The organism is Streptomyces sp. 6N223 (assembly GCF_052246635.1).
Classification (GTDB): domain Bacteria; phylum Actinomycetota; class Actinomycetes; order Streptomycetales; family Streptomycetaceae; genus Streptomyces.
On record NZ_JBQQCA010000012.1, the window covers coordinates 79,331 to 93,521 of the forward strand.

A 14,191-nucleotide genomic window follows, 5' to 3' on the forward strand; every position below is an offset into this window, starting at 1 on the left:
GCGCGTGGCGGCGGCGAAACGATCCGGCGGCGGCGCCCCGTGCGGCCGGGGCCGAGGGTTTCGGCCCCGGAGACCCGGCGCAGCGGGGCCCCGCGGGGCGGAGCCCGCTGCGCCGGGCCGGTCCTGGGCGCACCCGCCGCTCAGAGCGGCGGATGCGCGTTGGCCAGCAGGCGGGCGAAGTGCTCGGGGAACCAGGTGCCGAGCGGCCCGCCGCCCTGCATCGCGCCGGTCGGGCCGCCGCTCATCGGGTCGTACTCGGCGCACTCGCCGTCCGGCGCCCCCACGCCCTCGTCGGACGGCAGGTCCTCGGCCGTGCCGTCCGACTCGCCCGGCGGCTTGATCCAGGCGTAGGCGTCGATGCCCGGCTCCGGGGAGGCCACCGGCCGCGCGCCGAGGCCCGCGCCCTCCTGGTTGCACCAGTCGGTCACGAGCCGGCGCCGGTCGATGCGGCTGCCGTCCACGTACGTGTCGAGGTCGTACGTCCCGGTCACCGGCCCCGTCGGGCGGTCCGGCCCGCCCCAGCCGTTCCGCGAGGTGTCGATCACCATGCCGATGCCGTCGTCGAAGCCGAGGGAGATCAAGCGCTGCCGGATCTCCTCGGTGTACGGCAGTTCGTCGACGTAGTTGTTCCAGTCCACCCACTTGGACTGGCGGACGGAGACGCCGGCGACCGTGTCGGTGATGCTGAGGAACTCTTCCCGCAGCACCCCGTAGTCGGCGGTGTTGACGACGAAGCCGTGCACGTCCGCCGGGGTCGCCCCGCCCGTCGTCGCCGCGTCGAGGAGCAACTCCGTGGCCGGGAGGGCGTTGTCGTCCCAGCCGAGCTGGCCGTGGCGCCCGGCGTCGAGGTAGGGGTAGACGTTCGGGAGCTCGCCGAGCCGGTCCAGGGCGTGGCCGATGCCGCGGAGGTAGTTGCCGTTGGCCTTCATCTCCTCGCACAGCGCGGTGGCGGAGGGGCGGCCCCCGGCGTGCAGGACGAGGCTCTGGAGCGAGTCGGGCTCGACGAGGGTCACGACCCGCAGCCCGGCGTAGGCCGGGTCGCTCAGGGTCTCGACGATGGGGTCGATGAACTCGGCGCGGTAGCGGTCGATCTCGTCCGGGCCCAGCTCGCCGAGCCAGGCGTCACGGCCGCAGGAGCGGCCCGGCAGGTCGTGGAGCACGAGCTGCACCAGGTCGGCGCCCTGGGCCAGCGCCTGGTCGAGATGGCCGGCCAGGCCCAGGGTCTGGCCGCCGCCACGGACGGCGGCGACGGAGTCCAGCCATACGGCGGTGGGCTCGTCGGCGACGGCCGAGCCGCCGGGCACGGCGGCGGCGTTGGCGGACCATTCGGGGTTGACGTAGACGGTCGCGCCCTCGTACGGGTTGTCGGCGCGCGCGGCGGCCTCGGGCGCCTCGGGCTGCTCGGGCGGCCCGGCCGCCGCGCTGCCGCAGAAGAGCGCGGCGGCGAGCGCGGCCGTGAACGCGGTGGCCGAGGCGAGGGCGCCGAGTGCGCGGGCGCCGAGTGCGCGGGCGCCGAGTGCGCGGGGTCTCGGTGAGGGGGTCATGGGGCTCCTCGTGACGGGCGTGCGTGCTGGCGGCGTTGGGCGTTGGGAGCGCTCCCATGCCGGAACGTAGCACCGAGGAGCCGCGACGTGAACGCCCTCAGCCGATGGTGTCCTCCGCCCGCAGGAACGCCTCGAGCCCTGCCAGGTCATCGGTGTTGACGTGGTCCACGTCGGCGGCGAGCAGCTCGCGCCACACCGCGTCGCGCGCCGCGCCCGGCGTGTCGGGCGTGGCCCAGAAGCGGACGCGCTGGCCCCGGGAGTGCGCGGTGCCGACGATCCGGTGCAGCAGCTCGCGCTCGGCGGGCGGGAACGGACCCACGCCCTGCCAGGTGAAGGAGGAGGTCCAGTTGCTGCTGATGAGCGGGATGAAGGAGGCGGGCGCGGGCTCGTCGGCGGCCAGGTCCTCCAGGCGGCCGTCGTAGAAGGCGTACCGCAGCCACTCGGCCTCCATCGGCACGCGGGCGGCCCGGTCGCCGGAGATGACGGCGGTCACCGCGCGGGTGCGGACGCGGCCGTCGTCCGTGGCCGAGCTGAAGAGGGCGCGGTAACGCCGCAGTTGGCGCGCGAGTTCGAGGTACGTCGCCTCGCCGGTGTTCTTGATGTCGATCAGGAGCTGGAGGGAGACGTCGTAGCCCCGGTAGACCGAGCCGCGGCCCGCGATCACCCGCTCCAGCAGCGGGTCGAGATAGAGCGAACGCAGCGTGCGGGAGGGGTCGAGGTCCACCGCGTCGTGGGCGACCAGCAACTCGCCGTCCACCAGCCAGATGTCGGCCTCCACGCTGGTGAAGCCGTGCGAGAGCGCGTCCAGGAGCGGGCGGTCGTGCTCGTAGTCGTTGTGGGCGTGCGCGCGGGGGAGCGGGGCAGGGCCCCGGCCGCGCCCCTGGCCGGCGGCGTGGGCGGCGGGCGCGACGCCGACCGCGGCGGCCGAGGCGGCGAGCCCGGTGAGCGCCGCGACGGCGTGGCGGCGGGTGAGAGTTGCCACGGGTCCTCCTGGGGATGCTGCGAGCGGGGATCGCAGCGAGTATGCCGGGAGGATTGAACAAGTGGTGGAATTGTCGCGAGAGTTCCCCGACCGGTCATCGAGGGTTCGCTGTCCCGGGCAGGTCGGGCAGGTCTGGTACGCCGCCTACGGGTCGAACGCCCACCCCGAACGCCTCGCCCGCTACCTGCGCGGCGGCACGCCGCCGGGCGGCCGGCTGCCGCATCCGGGCTGCCGGGATCCCCGGCCGCCGCGGCGTTCGGTGCCGGTGATGCTGCCCGGGGTGCTGTACTTCGCGACGGAGTCGAAGGTGTGGGGCGGCGGGCGGGCGTTCTACGACCCGGCGGCGGCGGGGGAGGAGACGGCGGCGCGGGCGTACCTGCTGACGGTCGGGCAGTTCTCGGACATCGCGGCGCAGGAGATGGGGCGGCGGCCGGCGGGGGACCTGGACCTGAGCGGGGTGCTGCGGGCGGGGCGGGCGCGGATGGGACCGGGGCGGTACGAGACGCTGATCTGCGCGGGGGCGATCGACGGGTTTCCGGTGGTGACGTTCACGGCCCCGACGCGGTGGGACAGCGGGCACCTGCCGCTGAACGCGCCGGCGGGCGGGTATCTGCGGCATGTGGGGGCGGGGCTGGCGGCGGCGCACGGGTGGAGTGTGGGGCGGGTCGCGGCGTACCTGGCGACGCGGCCGGGGGCGCGCGGCGTGTGGACCCCGGAGGCGGTGCGGGAGGCCCTGGCGGGCCTCCCGACCACATCCCACTCCGGCTAGGGCTGTGTTCTCCCCCGTCGGGGGAGGGATCAACCGCTCAGCCGCCCGGGAGGAGGACGGGCTTGACGACCTCGCCGGAGGCGGCGGCCCGTTCGGCCTCGTTGATCGCGCTCAGCGGGAACGTCCGGATCAGCCGGTCGAAGGGGAAACGCCCCTGCTGCCAGAGCTCGATGAGCTGCGGGATGAAGCGCTGCGGCACCGCGTCCCCCTCCACGATCCCGCGGAGCGTCCGCATGTGCCGCATCAGCTCAGGACCGACCCTGACCTCGCCGCGCCGCAGCCCGACGACGCCCAGCGTGCCGCCGGTCGCCAGCGCGTCCAGGTCGCCGGCGATCACGTCCGGGACCCCGGTGGTGTCGAAGCCGTAGTCCGCCCCGCCCTGCGTGATCTTCTGCACCTGGCGCGACACGTCGCCGTCGCTCACCACCTCCCCGGCGTCGATGGCGTGGGTCGCGCCCAGCTCGCGGGCCAGGTCGAGCCGTTCGGCCTGGACGTCGACCGCGATGATGGTCGTGGCGCCCGCCACGCGGGCCGCCATCACCGCGGCCAGGCCCATCGCGCCGAGGCCCGAGACCAGGACGCTCGACCCGGCCGTCACCCGCATCGCGACGAGGATCGCCCCGGCGCCGGTCTGGATGCCGCAGCCGAGCGGGCCGAGGAGTTCCAGGCGCAGCGCGGGGTCGACCCGCACCACGTTCCGTGCCGTTGCCAGGCAGTGGGTGGCGAACGACGACTGCCCGAACCACCGCGAGCTGACCGGCGTGCCGTCCGGCGCGTGGACGGCGGTCGAGCCGTCGACCCGCAGGCCCGACAGGTTGCGGGGGGCGAAGGTGTCGCACTGCGCCGGGTGGCCGCCGAGGCAGGCCAGGCAGAAGCCGCAGGAGTCGAAGGACAGCGCCACGTGGTCGCCGGGCACCAGGTGCTGCTCGCCCGGTACGCCGGGCCCCACGGCCTCGACGATGCCCGCGCCCTCGTGGCCGGTGATCACCGGCAGCCGGACGCCGGACTCGTCGCCGTCGCGTGGCAGCGTGTCCGTGGAGCAGAAGCCGGTGCCGACGATTCTGACGAGGATCTCGCCGGGGCCGGGCTCGGCGAGGTCGAGCGGTTCGAGGGCGTACGGGCCTTCCGGGTCGCGCAGCACAGCCGCCTGCATCTCCATTCCCCCAGGGTGCGGGCGCGCGGGGGGCGCCGCACCCTGGGCGGCGGGCGCGGCTCGCCTGTGCGGGTGAGTGGTGGTCCGGGGCTCCGCCTTCTGACCCCGTACCCTGGCACCCCGCCCGGGGCTGGGGCTGGGGCGCGCTGTCGCGGCCGCCTACAGAACGGCGCGTATCTGGTCCGCCGTCAGGACGTAGCCCGTGTCCGCATCCGTCACCGAGCGGGCGAAGACCATGCCGTACACCTCGCCGGAGGTGGTCAGCAGCGGGCCGCCGGAGTTTCCGGGGCGGACGAGGGAGCGGACGGTGTAGATGTCGCGAGTGACCACCGACTCGCCGTGGATGTCCTGGCCGCGTGCCTGGGTGCGGTCGGCGACCGTCGCGGCCTGGAGGTCGAGGCTGCCGTCCTCCGGGTAGCCCGCGACCACGGCGGGGTCGCCGGTCCCGGCCTCCTCCTCGCCGTCCGTCAGGTTCAGCACCGGCGCCACGAGGCCGGGGACGGACAGCACGGCCACGTCCGTGTCCGGGTCGAAGTGCACGATCTCCGCGTCCAGCCACTCGCCGACGCCGCCCGTCTGCACGGAGACCGCGCTGGCGCCGTCCACCACGTGGGCGTTGGTCAGCACCCGCCCGTCGGCGTAGACGAAGCCGCTGCCCGCCTGCCCGGAGAACGCCGACGTGGCCTCGACCTTCACCGTGCTGCGCTGGGCGGCGTTGATCGCGGCCCGCGTGACGCTGTCGCCCGAGGGCGCGGGCACCTCGGTGGTCGGTATGTTCTCGAACGGGTTGTAGACCTGCGGGAATCCGGCGTCGGTGAGCGCGTCGGAGGCGCGGCTGAACCAGGTCGGCGCCTGCTCGGGCATCCGGTCCTGCACGCCGCCGAGCACGCTCGACCCCTGTATCGCGCGGTTCAGCCCGGGGGAGGGGGTGGGCGCGAGGCTGCTGGCGGCGATCCAGGCGACGATCAGCACCGCCACCGCGTTGAGCAGCGCCCCGCCCACGCCGTCCGCCCAGCGCACCGGCGTGACGCTGAGCGCCTCGTGCAGCCGATCGGCCAACGGCCAGGCCAGCGCCTGCCCCGCGGCGGCGGGCAGCAGCACCACCAGCAGCGCGACGAAGGTGGAGCCCATCGTCTCGGGGGCCAGCGGGTCGACGATGAAGGGCAGCAGCCACACGCCCAGCGCGGCGCCGCCGACGAAGCCGGCCAGCGAGACGATCCCGGCGACGAGCCCGCGGTGGTACCCGGAGACGGCGAAGAGGGCGACGGCGAGCAGCAGCGCCACGTCGAGCACGTTCACCCGCGTCTCCCCCTCATCCGGCCCCGGCCGCGTTGGCGCGGGTGGTGGCTTGGCCCTCTTCGTCGCGTTTTTCGTCGTAATTCGAACGGTCCGCCGCCGTCGCGGGTTCCCATGGTTGGTCCTCGTTCCCCGGTCGGTCGATGCCGGTCGATGCCAGTCGGTCTCGTTCGATCTCGCTCGGTCTCAGTCGATGTCGAACAGCGGCCCGGTGATGGTCAGCCCCAAGTCGTCGTCGGCGAACGAGAAGAGCGCCATCAGCATCAGCGCCGCCCCGGCCAGCGCGATGTCCTTCAGGAAGTGGACCATGTCGCCCTGGCGCGCCTCGGTGTCGGACAGCGTCCAGAAGTTGTGCACGAACAGGGCGGTCGGCACGAGGAAGATCACCAGCAGCAGCGCGCCCAGGTCCGCCCACACGCCGAGCAGCACGCTGAGCGAGCCCGCCAGGAGCAGCACGCCGGAGGCGAGCACGGTGGCCTGCGGCGCCGGCACGCCCTTGGACCCGGCGTATCCCGCCATCGCCTTGCTCTGGGTCAGGTGTCCTATCGCCGAGTTGAGGAAGAGGGCTGCGAAGAGAATCCTGCCGATCAGTACCAGGACGTCCATGGGGCCTCCAGCGTCCGGACGAAGGAACTTCCCCCGAAGGAGCCTCCCCTCACGCGCTCCCCGACGCGCCCCCCGTGCACCCGTACCAGCCTCCCATCGCTGCCCGGCCCCCGCACCCCCAACACTCTCGGTGACCATCCGTGCGTTGAGTGTGCGGCGTCGTGGCCTGTGTCGTTTGCTGTCGCAGCTTTTCTCGAAGCGACCGATACTGCTGGGAGGACCGATGAGGATCCCGCGGCGAGGGTGCCGTTTACGCCCGGCGTTGCCGGGCATGGGGTCTTCGTGCCTCGGAGCAAAAACGAGCGATTAGGGCGAAAGGTGCGGTCGCCTCCGCACTGAGAGTAGTCGCAGGACTGCCCTCGACGTCCCCGGGAGAGCCGCTATGACAACCTCCGCACGCACGAAATCCACGCAACGAACGGGACGCACCCGACCGACCACCGGGCCGGCCGCCAAGCGCACCGGACCCGGGCGGGCCGGACAGGAGGCCGGGCGGAGAACGACGAGGCGGGGACGGCATCCGCACGACGACGCGCCCGACACCACGCGGCAGTTCCGGCGGATGGCCGAGTTGCCGGAGTGCCCCGAGCGCGACCGGCTGTGCCAGGAGGTCATCCACGCCTGGATGCCGATGGCCGGGCGCCTGGCCCGCACCTTCCGCGACCGGGGGGAATCCCTCGAAGACCTGGAGCAGGTGGCGGCGCTCGGCCTGGTCAAGGCCGTGCACCGCTTCGACCCCCGGCGCGGCAGCGCGTTCGAGAGCTACGCCGTCCCCACCATCGTCGGCGAGGTCAAGCGCCACTTCCGCGATCACCTCTGGGGCGTGCATGTGCCGCGCCGCACGCAGGAGTTGCGCAACCGGGTCCGCGCCGCCAGCCGCGAGCTGGACTGCCGCCTGGACGACCGCGTGCCCAGCGTCGCCGAACTCGCGGAGTGCAGCGGGCTGACGCAGGAAGAGGTCTGCATCGGCCTTGAGGCGCTGGACAGTTACAGTCCGTTGTCGCTCGACGCCGAGCTGCCGGGCATCGGGGAGGGGTACACGCTCGGCGACACCCTGGGCCTGCCCGACCCCGGGTACGACCAGGTGGTCTACCGCGAGTCGGTCAAGCCCCGGCTGCGCGACCTTCCCGAGCGCGAACAGAGAATTCTGTACCTCCGCTTCTTCGAGGAGATGACGCAGAGCAAGATCGCGGAGCAGCTCGGGATCTCGCAGATGCACGTCTCACGCCTCCTGAACCGCATATGCTCCCGCCTCCACGACGAGATCGAGCTCGACGGCCCGGACCGCGCCGAGGGCGCCGACCGTACCGACGGCGGCGAGGGCGCCGAGGGCGCCGAGGGCGCCGACGCCGTCGAGGGGATTTGACCTCAAGGCGGCTTGAAGTTCGAGACTGGTGGCGTTCGGACGACTCGACCACTTGACCACTCGACACGAGGGTCGACCACCAGGAGAGGCACCCACATGCGAGAGATCCAGGCCGTGCGGTTCGGAGGCCCCGAGGTGCTTGAGCTGCGGGACGCGCCCGACCCCTCCCCGGGCCCCGGGCAGGTGGTGATCGAGACGACCGTCATCGACACCATCCACATCGAGACGATGATCCGGCGCGGCCTGGCCACCGAGTGGTTCCCCGTCCAGCCGCCCTACGTCCCCGGCGGCGGCGTCGCCGGGCGCGTCGTCGCCGTCGGCGAGGGCGTGGCCCCCGACCTGGCGCGGCGCTGGCGGCACGTCGTGACCTCCGAGGTGGTGAACGGCGCTTACGCCGAGCGGGTCGTGGCGCCGGCCGACGCCCTCATCCCCGTGCCGGACGTGGGCCTGCGCGAGGCCGCCGCCCTCGTCCACGACGGCACCACCGCCATCGGCGTCCTCGAACCCACCAACCTCCGGGCCGGCGAGTGGGTGCTGATCACCGCCGCCGCGGGCGGCATGGGCCTGCTGCTCGTCCAGCTCGCCCGCGCGGCCGGCGCCCGCGTCATCGGCGCCGCCCGGGGCGAGCGGAAGCTGGCGGTCGTCCGCGAGCTCGGCGCCGAGCTGGTCGTCGACTACACCGAGCCGGGCTGGACGGAGAAGGTGCGCGCGGCCACCGGCGGCGCGGGCGTGGACGTGCTGTGGGACGGCGCGGGCGGCGAGATCGGGCTGGCGGCGTTCGCCCAGGCCACGGCCGACGGCGCCCGCGTCTCCGCGCACGGCGCGCCCAGCGGCGGCTTCGGCGCCGTCGACCGGGCCGAGGCCGTGCGGCGCGGCATCACGCTGCGCGGCATCGAGCACCTCCAGCGGTCGGCGGAGAACGACCACCGCGCGTGGGCCACCCGCGCCCTGAACGAGGCCGCGTACGGGCGTATCCGCCCCCACATCGGAGCCACCTTCCCGCTGGAGCGCGCCGCCGACGCCCACGCCGCGATCGAGTCCCGCGAGGTCGTCGGCAAGACGCTGCTGCTGGTCTGAGACCGGTCGAGGACGGGCCCCGGCCGGCCATGTGGCCCCGGGCCGGCTACAGCAGCCCGTGCTTCACGCACCACTCCTCGGCGCCCACCGCGCCGCCGACCGCCTGGCACCACTCGGCGTCGCTGGTCAGGGCGGCCACGACGGTGGCGTGGATCGCGAAGTGCTTGGTGAGGCCGGTGACGCGGAAGATCCGCAGGATGCGTTCGCGGCCGATGACGAGGGTGAGCGTCCCCTCGGCCGCCCGGGCACGCTTCAGGCCGCCGACGAGCACGCCCAGGCCGGTGGAGTCCATGAAGGCCACCTCGCGCAGGTCGGCCATGATGTGCACGGCGCCCTCGGCGATGAGGTCGTGCAGCCGCTGGCGCAGCGCGGGAGCGGTGTACGCGTCCAGTTCGTCTGCGATCCGTAACACGACGCGGTCGCCGCCGTCCCCGGCGGCCACGGTCTCCATGCGGATGGACTCCACGGTGTGCCCTCCCGTCGTCCCCTCGTCCGGCGTCGTCACCGTGCGCGTTGTCGCCGAATCGTGGGCCGCTACGCTACGGCGGCCGGGCGCGGGCTGTCAACGAAGGAATTCCGCTGTCATCATGAAGAATGACAGTCTGTTGACGTGTGCGTTGACGCGGGCGTTGAGTGCGGGCGATGACGCGGCGTTGACGAGGAACGGCGGGAGCGAGCGGGGATGAAGGTCGAAGAGGCCATCGGGCGGCAGATCGCGCGGCTGCGCGAGGCGCGCGGCATGTCGCTGAGCGAACTGGGCGAGGAGGTGGGGCGTTACCTCGACAAGCCCTGGCGCCGCCAGGCCGTGCACCAGGCGGAGCGCGGGCGCCGCGCGTTCACCGCCGCCGAACTCACCGCGCTCGCACTGGCGTTGGACACCACCATCCCGGTCCTCCTCCACGCCGACGCCGGCGCCGACGCCGAATCCGTCGAACTGCCCGGCACCACCCTGACCGCCGACGAGTACCGGGCCCTGCTCCTCCACGCCGGGAAGGACGCGCCGCTGGACGGGGTCGAGGAGCTGATCCTGGCGTTGCACGACATCGGCGAGGTGCTGGCGCGGCCAACCCTCGCCCGCCTGGCGAAGATCGGCCGCGTCGCCGAACAGGTCTAGGACGAACGGGACGTCCGGGCGTCACGACATCACGGCCCGCGGCCTCGCGGCGTCCAGAACACCCCGGCGTTACGCCGCCAGCGCGGCCAGCGTCCGCTCCCCGTCCGGATCGCCCATCGTCGCCGGGACGACCGCCATCTCGTCGAGCCCCGCCGCCGCGTACTCCTCCAGCCGCTCCCGCACCGCGCCCTCGTCCCCCACCAGCCCGAGCATCCCCGCCGCCTCCCGCGGCAGCGCCGCCAGCCGCTCCTCGAACGGCGCCCCCTCACGCGCCAGTTCCACGGCCCGGCCGAAGCCCGCCTCCTCGAACACGTCGGCGTAGCCGCCCACCGTCAGGTACCCGGCGATGCCGCGCAGAATGTGCGTGTAGGACTCCGCCACCGGATCGACGGCCGCGGGCAGCCAGGCCGCCAGCCGGGGCGGCGTGGCGCGGCCCGCCCGCTTCGCCGCCGTCTCGAGCTTCGCGCGCAGCGCGCGCACCTGCTCAGGCGAGACCATGTCGAGCACCATCCGGTCGGCGTGCTCCGCCGCCACGCCGATGGCGCGGTCGCCGAACGCCGCCACCGTCAGCGGCCCGCCGGGCGGCCCGAGCCGACGCCGGAAGCCCTCCCCCCACTCCTCCCAGCCCTCGCCCATCAGCGTCCTCACCCGCGCCGCGCTCTCCGCCAGCACGCTCACCACCCGGGCCCGCGAACGCCCGTGCACGCCCTCGACCACGCGCACGCTGGAGGCGCCGAGCGCCACGCCGACCGGCCGCCCCACGAGCGCCGCCGCGCCGGCGATGCCGCGCGCGATCGTCGCCGGGTCCCGGACGGAGACCGGCAGCGGCCCGGCGGTCAGCGCGACGTTCTCCGTACGCATCCCGATCGCCGTGGCCAGCACGAACGAGTCCCATGTCGGACCCTCGCCGACCCACACCTCCCCGTACCCGAGGCGGTCGGCGACCACCCCGACCCGCAACGCCTCCCCAGGCGGCCGGTCATCCTCACGCGACGCTGCTACCACACTGATGTCCATGCCCCCTCAGGTTAGGCCCTGCCCGGCCGAACTGGGCCTACGCCGTTAGACGTGCTTTTCTCCGGCACGCCCGTTACGCCCGCCATGCGCCCCTATCGCGCGCCTCACGCCCCTCACACGCCTCACACGCCTCACACGCCGCGCCAGGCAGGCGGCGTACGCCTGCCAGTGACAGGAACCCGGCCTACGCCTCCGCGTCCCAGAACAGGGCACAGCGCGGGCACCGCACGTACACGACGGCGGCGCCCTTCTCCGCCCCCGCTCCCGCACCCGGTCGCTCCGGCGCGCGGAACCGGAAGCCGCACGAGGGACACGCCAGCTCCCCGGCCCTCAGCTCGGGCTCGTGCCCCGCCACCTCGACCCCCGCCGCCCGCGCGCACTCCACGTGGCCGAGCCAGGGCGGCTTCCCCGCGAGCCGCCCCGCCGGTGACCGCCGCGCCGTGCTCCGGTCGAGCGGCACCGCCTGGTCCGCGTCCCAGACCGGCTGACGGCACAGCACGCACGTCGCCGCCGGGGTGGTGATCGACGACGCGCCGCGCTGCGCGCGGTCGGCGTGCCCGGCGGCCACCACCGGCCGCGTCGCCAGCGCGACGCCCACCAGCAACGCCAGCCCGCCGCCCGCCAGCCCGGCGATCACCGCCACATCCATTCCTCGCTCCTCGCTCCCCGCTCTCCTCCGTACGCGGCTACGCAGCACCGTCCGGAAGGTATTCCCGCCCGCGCGGCCTGTAACAGTTCCGTGCGAAGCGCACCGCGCGTCTTGGCGCCCGTGCGCCGCCCGTCCTAGCCTCGCGGCGACGAATGGCGGAGTGGGGGCGCCCCCAGAGGGAGCGAGTGACGGCTGCCATGAACGACACGCGGAACGCGAATCCCGATCAGATGGACCAACTGGCCGACCATCTGTGCACGCTGAGCGAGGGAGGCGCGTACGCCACCCTGAGCAGCGCCTTCGACCGCGCGCGCAACCTCGACGCCTCGTCCCACCTCGCCTCGCTCAGCCCGCTGCTGAGCTGGCTGATGGACACGGCCGACCAGCTGCGCGACAAGGCGGCCCTGCTGCGAGGCGACACCCCGCCGCCGGACTGGTCCTACGGCCACGTGCCCACCCAGGAGGAGCTGGACGAGTACGCCCGGATGCAGCCCGGCGACCCGTTCGAGGTGATCGGGCAGGGCAACATCGACCGCTTCCTGGAGATCGTCCAGCAGGACGGCGAGCTCACCGAGGAGGAGATCGCCGAACTCGCCACGCTGCTCGGGGCGTTCGCCGACAACCCGAACTTCGCCGCCGCGCTGGTCGACCAGATGGGCGTCGAGGAGTTCCTCGCCCTCTCCCAGCAGATCCAGGACAGGGCCGGCGACATGGAGGACCCCGACGACGCCAACCGGCTGCGCGAGGACATGGGCCACGTCCTCACCGCCGCGTTCTTCGTGCCGGGGAACCTCAAGCCCGGGACGCAGGAGTACGAGGACTGGACCCGCAACACGCCGCAGGGCCGGGCGTACGCCGCCCGCATGGAGGCGTTCGCGAACGCGAGCGACGCGAACACGGCCGAGGCGGCCGAGCTGGTCGAGGGCGTCATCAACGCCGACGACCTGTCCGTCACCGAGCTGAACGCCCTCAACGAGTTCCTGGAGAACAACGCCCAGAACGGCGACTTCAACCGCGCCCTCATGAGCGGCATCAGCCCCGAGGGCCTGGCCGAGCTGGCCGAACGGCTCCCCGAGCGCATCAGCGGCGGCGACGAGGAGCTGCGCCCCGGCTACTCCCAGCTCCAGCAGAACATCGCCAACTCCCTCGCCAACGCCACCGACGTGGGCCGCCCGCAGCCCGGCGACCCCTGGTACCCCAACTGGTCGGCCACCTCCGAGGCCCAGTGGTACATCGACTTCATGGAGGACTTCCACGAGGTGGGCCGCTCGGAGATCGACGTCGGCTTCAGCGACTACGACGTGCGCGGCTACCAGCTCCTGACCCAGCTGATGGAGGCGGGCAACGCCGACTACTCGTCCGGGTTCCTCACCGACGTCGCCGACGACATCCGCGACGCGGAGGAGGGCAACGACGACTTCTGGCCGACCCACTACGGGGACGCGGCGGGCGTGGAGGGCACCGACTGGGAGGACCTGGAGCGGTTCAACCTGGACCCGGTGAACAGCGTCCTCGGCATCATGGGCCGCCAACCCGAGGCCGCCGCCCTCTGGCTGGACCCGGACCGGAACGACAACCTCGACTACCTCATCAACGACCGGAACTGGGAGACCAACTACAAGTCGCTGATGACCTCCCCGTACAGCGTCACCGAGCTGCCCATGCTGCCCGATGACCACTCCGGCTTCGGCAACGCCCTGGAGGCGGCCACCACCGGCCACCCGGCGTGGAGCGACGAGGCGTACCACCGCACCCCGGCCGGGGACCGCATCATGCAGGACGTGGTCGAGGCGTTCTCCGCCGACGAGGGCGCGCTCATCGCGGACGACGGGAAGTTCGTGGACATCCGCGCCCAGCTCGGCCACAGCGCGGCGGCGTTCATGGAGGACATCCAGTACACGCTGGGCGAGCAGGCCAACCTGCTGCACGCGCCCCAGGACGACCTCCCCGACCTCTTCGAATACGAGGGCGGCCAGGGCCACAACATGGTCGGCCTCTTCATCAGCCAGGTCGGCCGCAACCCCGAGGCGTACGGCGCCCTCACCGGCGCGCAGCAGGCGTACACGGCCCTCGCCGTGGACGTGGCGATGAACGGCCACTCCGGCTCCGGCGTCAACGTCGGCGAGCGCGTCGAGAACGCCATCGCCCCGGGCGCCACGGTCGCCGGCATCCTCGCCGACGCCCGCGCCGACGCGGTGTTCAACGACCGGATCGCGGAGGATGAGGCGTTCAACCAGAAGGTCGACATCGCCGAGACGGCGGCGGGCCTGATCCTCGGAGAGGGCGTGGGCCTGCTGACGGAACGCCTGCCAGTCGGCGGCGACGTGATCAGCTGGGGCGTGGAGGAGCTGCAGGGCAGCATCTTCGACTCCATCCGGCGCGACAGCTCGGACGAGGCGCGGGCGGACGCGAACGACGAGTACTGGGCGGCCCAGGACGCCATGGGCGAGGCGGCCCGGAACGCGATCGACGTGGCCGGGCAGAACTACGTGCCGCAGCAGCCGGGGGAGAACGTGGACGCGACGCTGGAGGACCTGAGGAACGGGGTCGGTGAGACGATCAACGCCCACTGGGACGACAAGTACCACTGGACCGAGCCGCCCGAGGAGAGGTGAGGG

General features: G+C 73.5%; 12 protein-coding genes and 1 pseudogene. 5 read left to right on the plus strand and 8 right to left on the minus strand.

The window, feature by feature from the left end; genetic code table 11:
- Positions 1 to 140 precede the first annotated feature (140 nt).
- A complete protein-coding gene (locus ACTWQH_RS10555) occupies positions 141 to 1,544 on the minus strand; it encodes a glycoside hydrolase family 6 protein (protein ID WP_443286165.1) in 1,404 nt (467 codons plus the stop codon).
- Positions 1,545 to 1,641: 97 nt separating this feature from the next.
- Positions 1,642 to 2,526 (minus strand): phosphatidylinositol-specific phospholipase C/glycerophosphodiester phosphodiesterase family protein, encoded by an 885-nt coding sequence (locus tag ACTWQH_RS10560; RefSeq protein ID WP_443286166.1) that lies wholly within the window; start codon positions 2,524 to 2,526, stop codon positions 1,642 to 1,644.
- Between the two features lie 70 nt (positions 2,527 to 2,596).
- Between ACTWQH_RS10560 and ACTWQH_RS10565 the strand changes: the two genes are divergently transcribed.
- Positions 2,597 to 3,295 (plus strand): histone deacetylase, encoded by a 699-nt coding sequence (locus ACTWQH_RS10565; RefSeq protein ID WP_443286216.1) that lies wholly within the window; start codon positions 2,597 to 2,599, stop codon positions 3,293 to 3,295.
- A gap of 37 nt (positions 3,296 to 3,332) precedes the next feature.
- On the opposite strand, the gene ACTWQH_RS10570 is transcribed toward ACTWQH_RS10565, so the two are convergent.
- The 3 genes from ACTWQH_RS10570 to ACTWQH_RS10580 form a co-directional block, all read right to left on the minus strand.
- Positions 3,333 to 4,454 (minus strand): NAD(P)-dependent alcohol dehydrogenase, encoded by a 1,122-nt coding sequence (locus ACTWQH_RS10570; protein ID WP_443286167.1) that lies wholly within the window; start codon positions 4,452 to 4,454, stop codon positions 3,333 to 3,335.
- A 153-nt stretch (positions 4,455 to 4,607) separates the two neighbouring features.
- Positions 4,608 to 5,747 (minus strand): MarP family serine protease, encoded by a 1,140-nt coding sequence (locus ACTWQH_RS10575; RefSeq protein ID WP_443286168.1) that lies wholly within the window; start codon positions 5,745 to 5,747, stop codon positions 4,608 to 4,610.
- Between the two features lie 183 nt (positions 5,748 to 5,930).
- Positions 5,931 to 6,350 carry a DoxX family protein gene (locus ACTWQH_RS10580; protein ID WP_443286169.1) on the minus strand — a complete coding sequence of 140 codons (420 nt, stop codon included), beginning with the start codon at positions 6,348 to 6,350 and terminating at the stop codon, positions 5,931 to 5,933.
- 382 nt (positions 6,351 to 6,732) lie between these two features.
- Here ACTWQH_RS10580 and ACTWQH_RS10585 point away from each other — a divergent pair, with 382 nt between their 5' ends.
- Both ACTWQH_RS10585 and ACTWQH_RS10590 read left to right on the plus strand, forming a co-directional pair.
- Entirely contained in the window at positions 6,733 to 7,716 is a 984-nt protein-coding gene (locus ACTWQH_RS10585) for a SigB/SigF/SigG family RNA polymerase sigma factor (RefSeq protein WP_443286170.1), read from the plus strand.
- 96 nt (positions 7,717 to 7,812) lie between these two features.
- Positions 7,813 to 8,793, plus strand: a complete 981-nt coding sequence (locus ACTWQH_RS10590) for a zinc-binding dehydrogenase (protein ID WP_443286171.1) — start codon at positions 7,813 to 7,815, stop codon at positions 8,791 to 8,793.
- Positions 8,794 to 8,914: 121 nt separating this feature from the next.
- Here ACTWQH_RS10590 and ACTWQH_RS10595 read toward each other — a convergent pair.
- Positions 8,915 to 9,244: pseudogene (locus tag ACTWQH_RS10595) on the minus strand (STAS domain-containing protein); the annotation flags it as partial.
- Positions 9,245 to 9,475: 231 nt separating this feature from the next.
- On the opposite strand from ACTWQH_RS10595, the gene ACTWQH_RS10600 reads away from it, so the two are divergent.
- Positions 9,476 to 9,907, plus strand: a complete 432-nt coding sequence (locus tag ACTWQH_RS10600) for a helix-turn-helix domain-containing protein (RefSeq protein ID WP_443286172.1) — start codon at positions 9,476 to 9,478, stop codon at positions 9,905 to 9,907.
- Between the two features lie 69 nt (positions 9,908 to 9,976).
- On the opposite strand, the gene ACTWQH_RS10605 is transcribed toward ACTWQH_RS10600, so the two are convergent.
- Positions 9,977 to 10,924 carry an LLM class F420-dependent oxidoreductase gene (locus tag ACTWQH_RS10605; protein ID WP_443286173.1) on the minus strand — a complete coding sequence of 316 codons (948 nt, stop codon included), beginning with the start codon at positions 10,922 to 10,924 and terminating at the stop codon, positions 9,977 to 9,979.
- A 184-nt stretch (positions 10,925 to 11,108) separates the two neighbouring features.
- Positions 11,109 to 11,573 (minus strand): hypothetical protein, encoded by a 465-nt coding sequence (locus ACTWQH_RS10610; RefSeq protein WP_443286174.1) that lies wholly within the window; start codon positions 11,571 to 11,573, stop codon positions 11,109 to 11,111.
- A gap of 197 nt (positions 11,574 to 11,770) precedes the next feature.
- Between ACTWQH_RS10610 and ACTWQH_RS10615 the strand changes: the two genes are divergently transcribed.
- Entirely contained in the window at positions 11,771 to 14,188 is a 2,418-nt protein-coding gene (locus tag ACTWQH_RS10615) for a hypothetical protein (RefSeq protein WP_443286175.1), read from the plus strand.
- Positions 14,189 to 14,191: the final 3 nt, after the last annotated feature.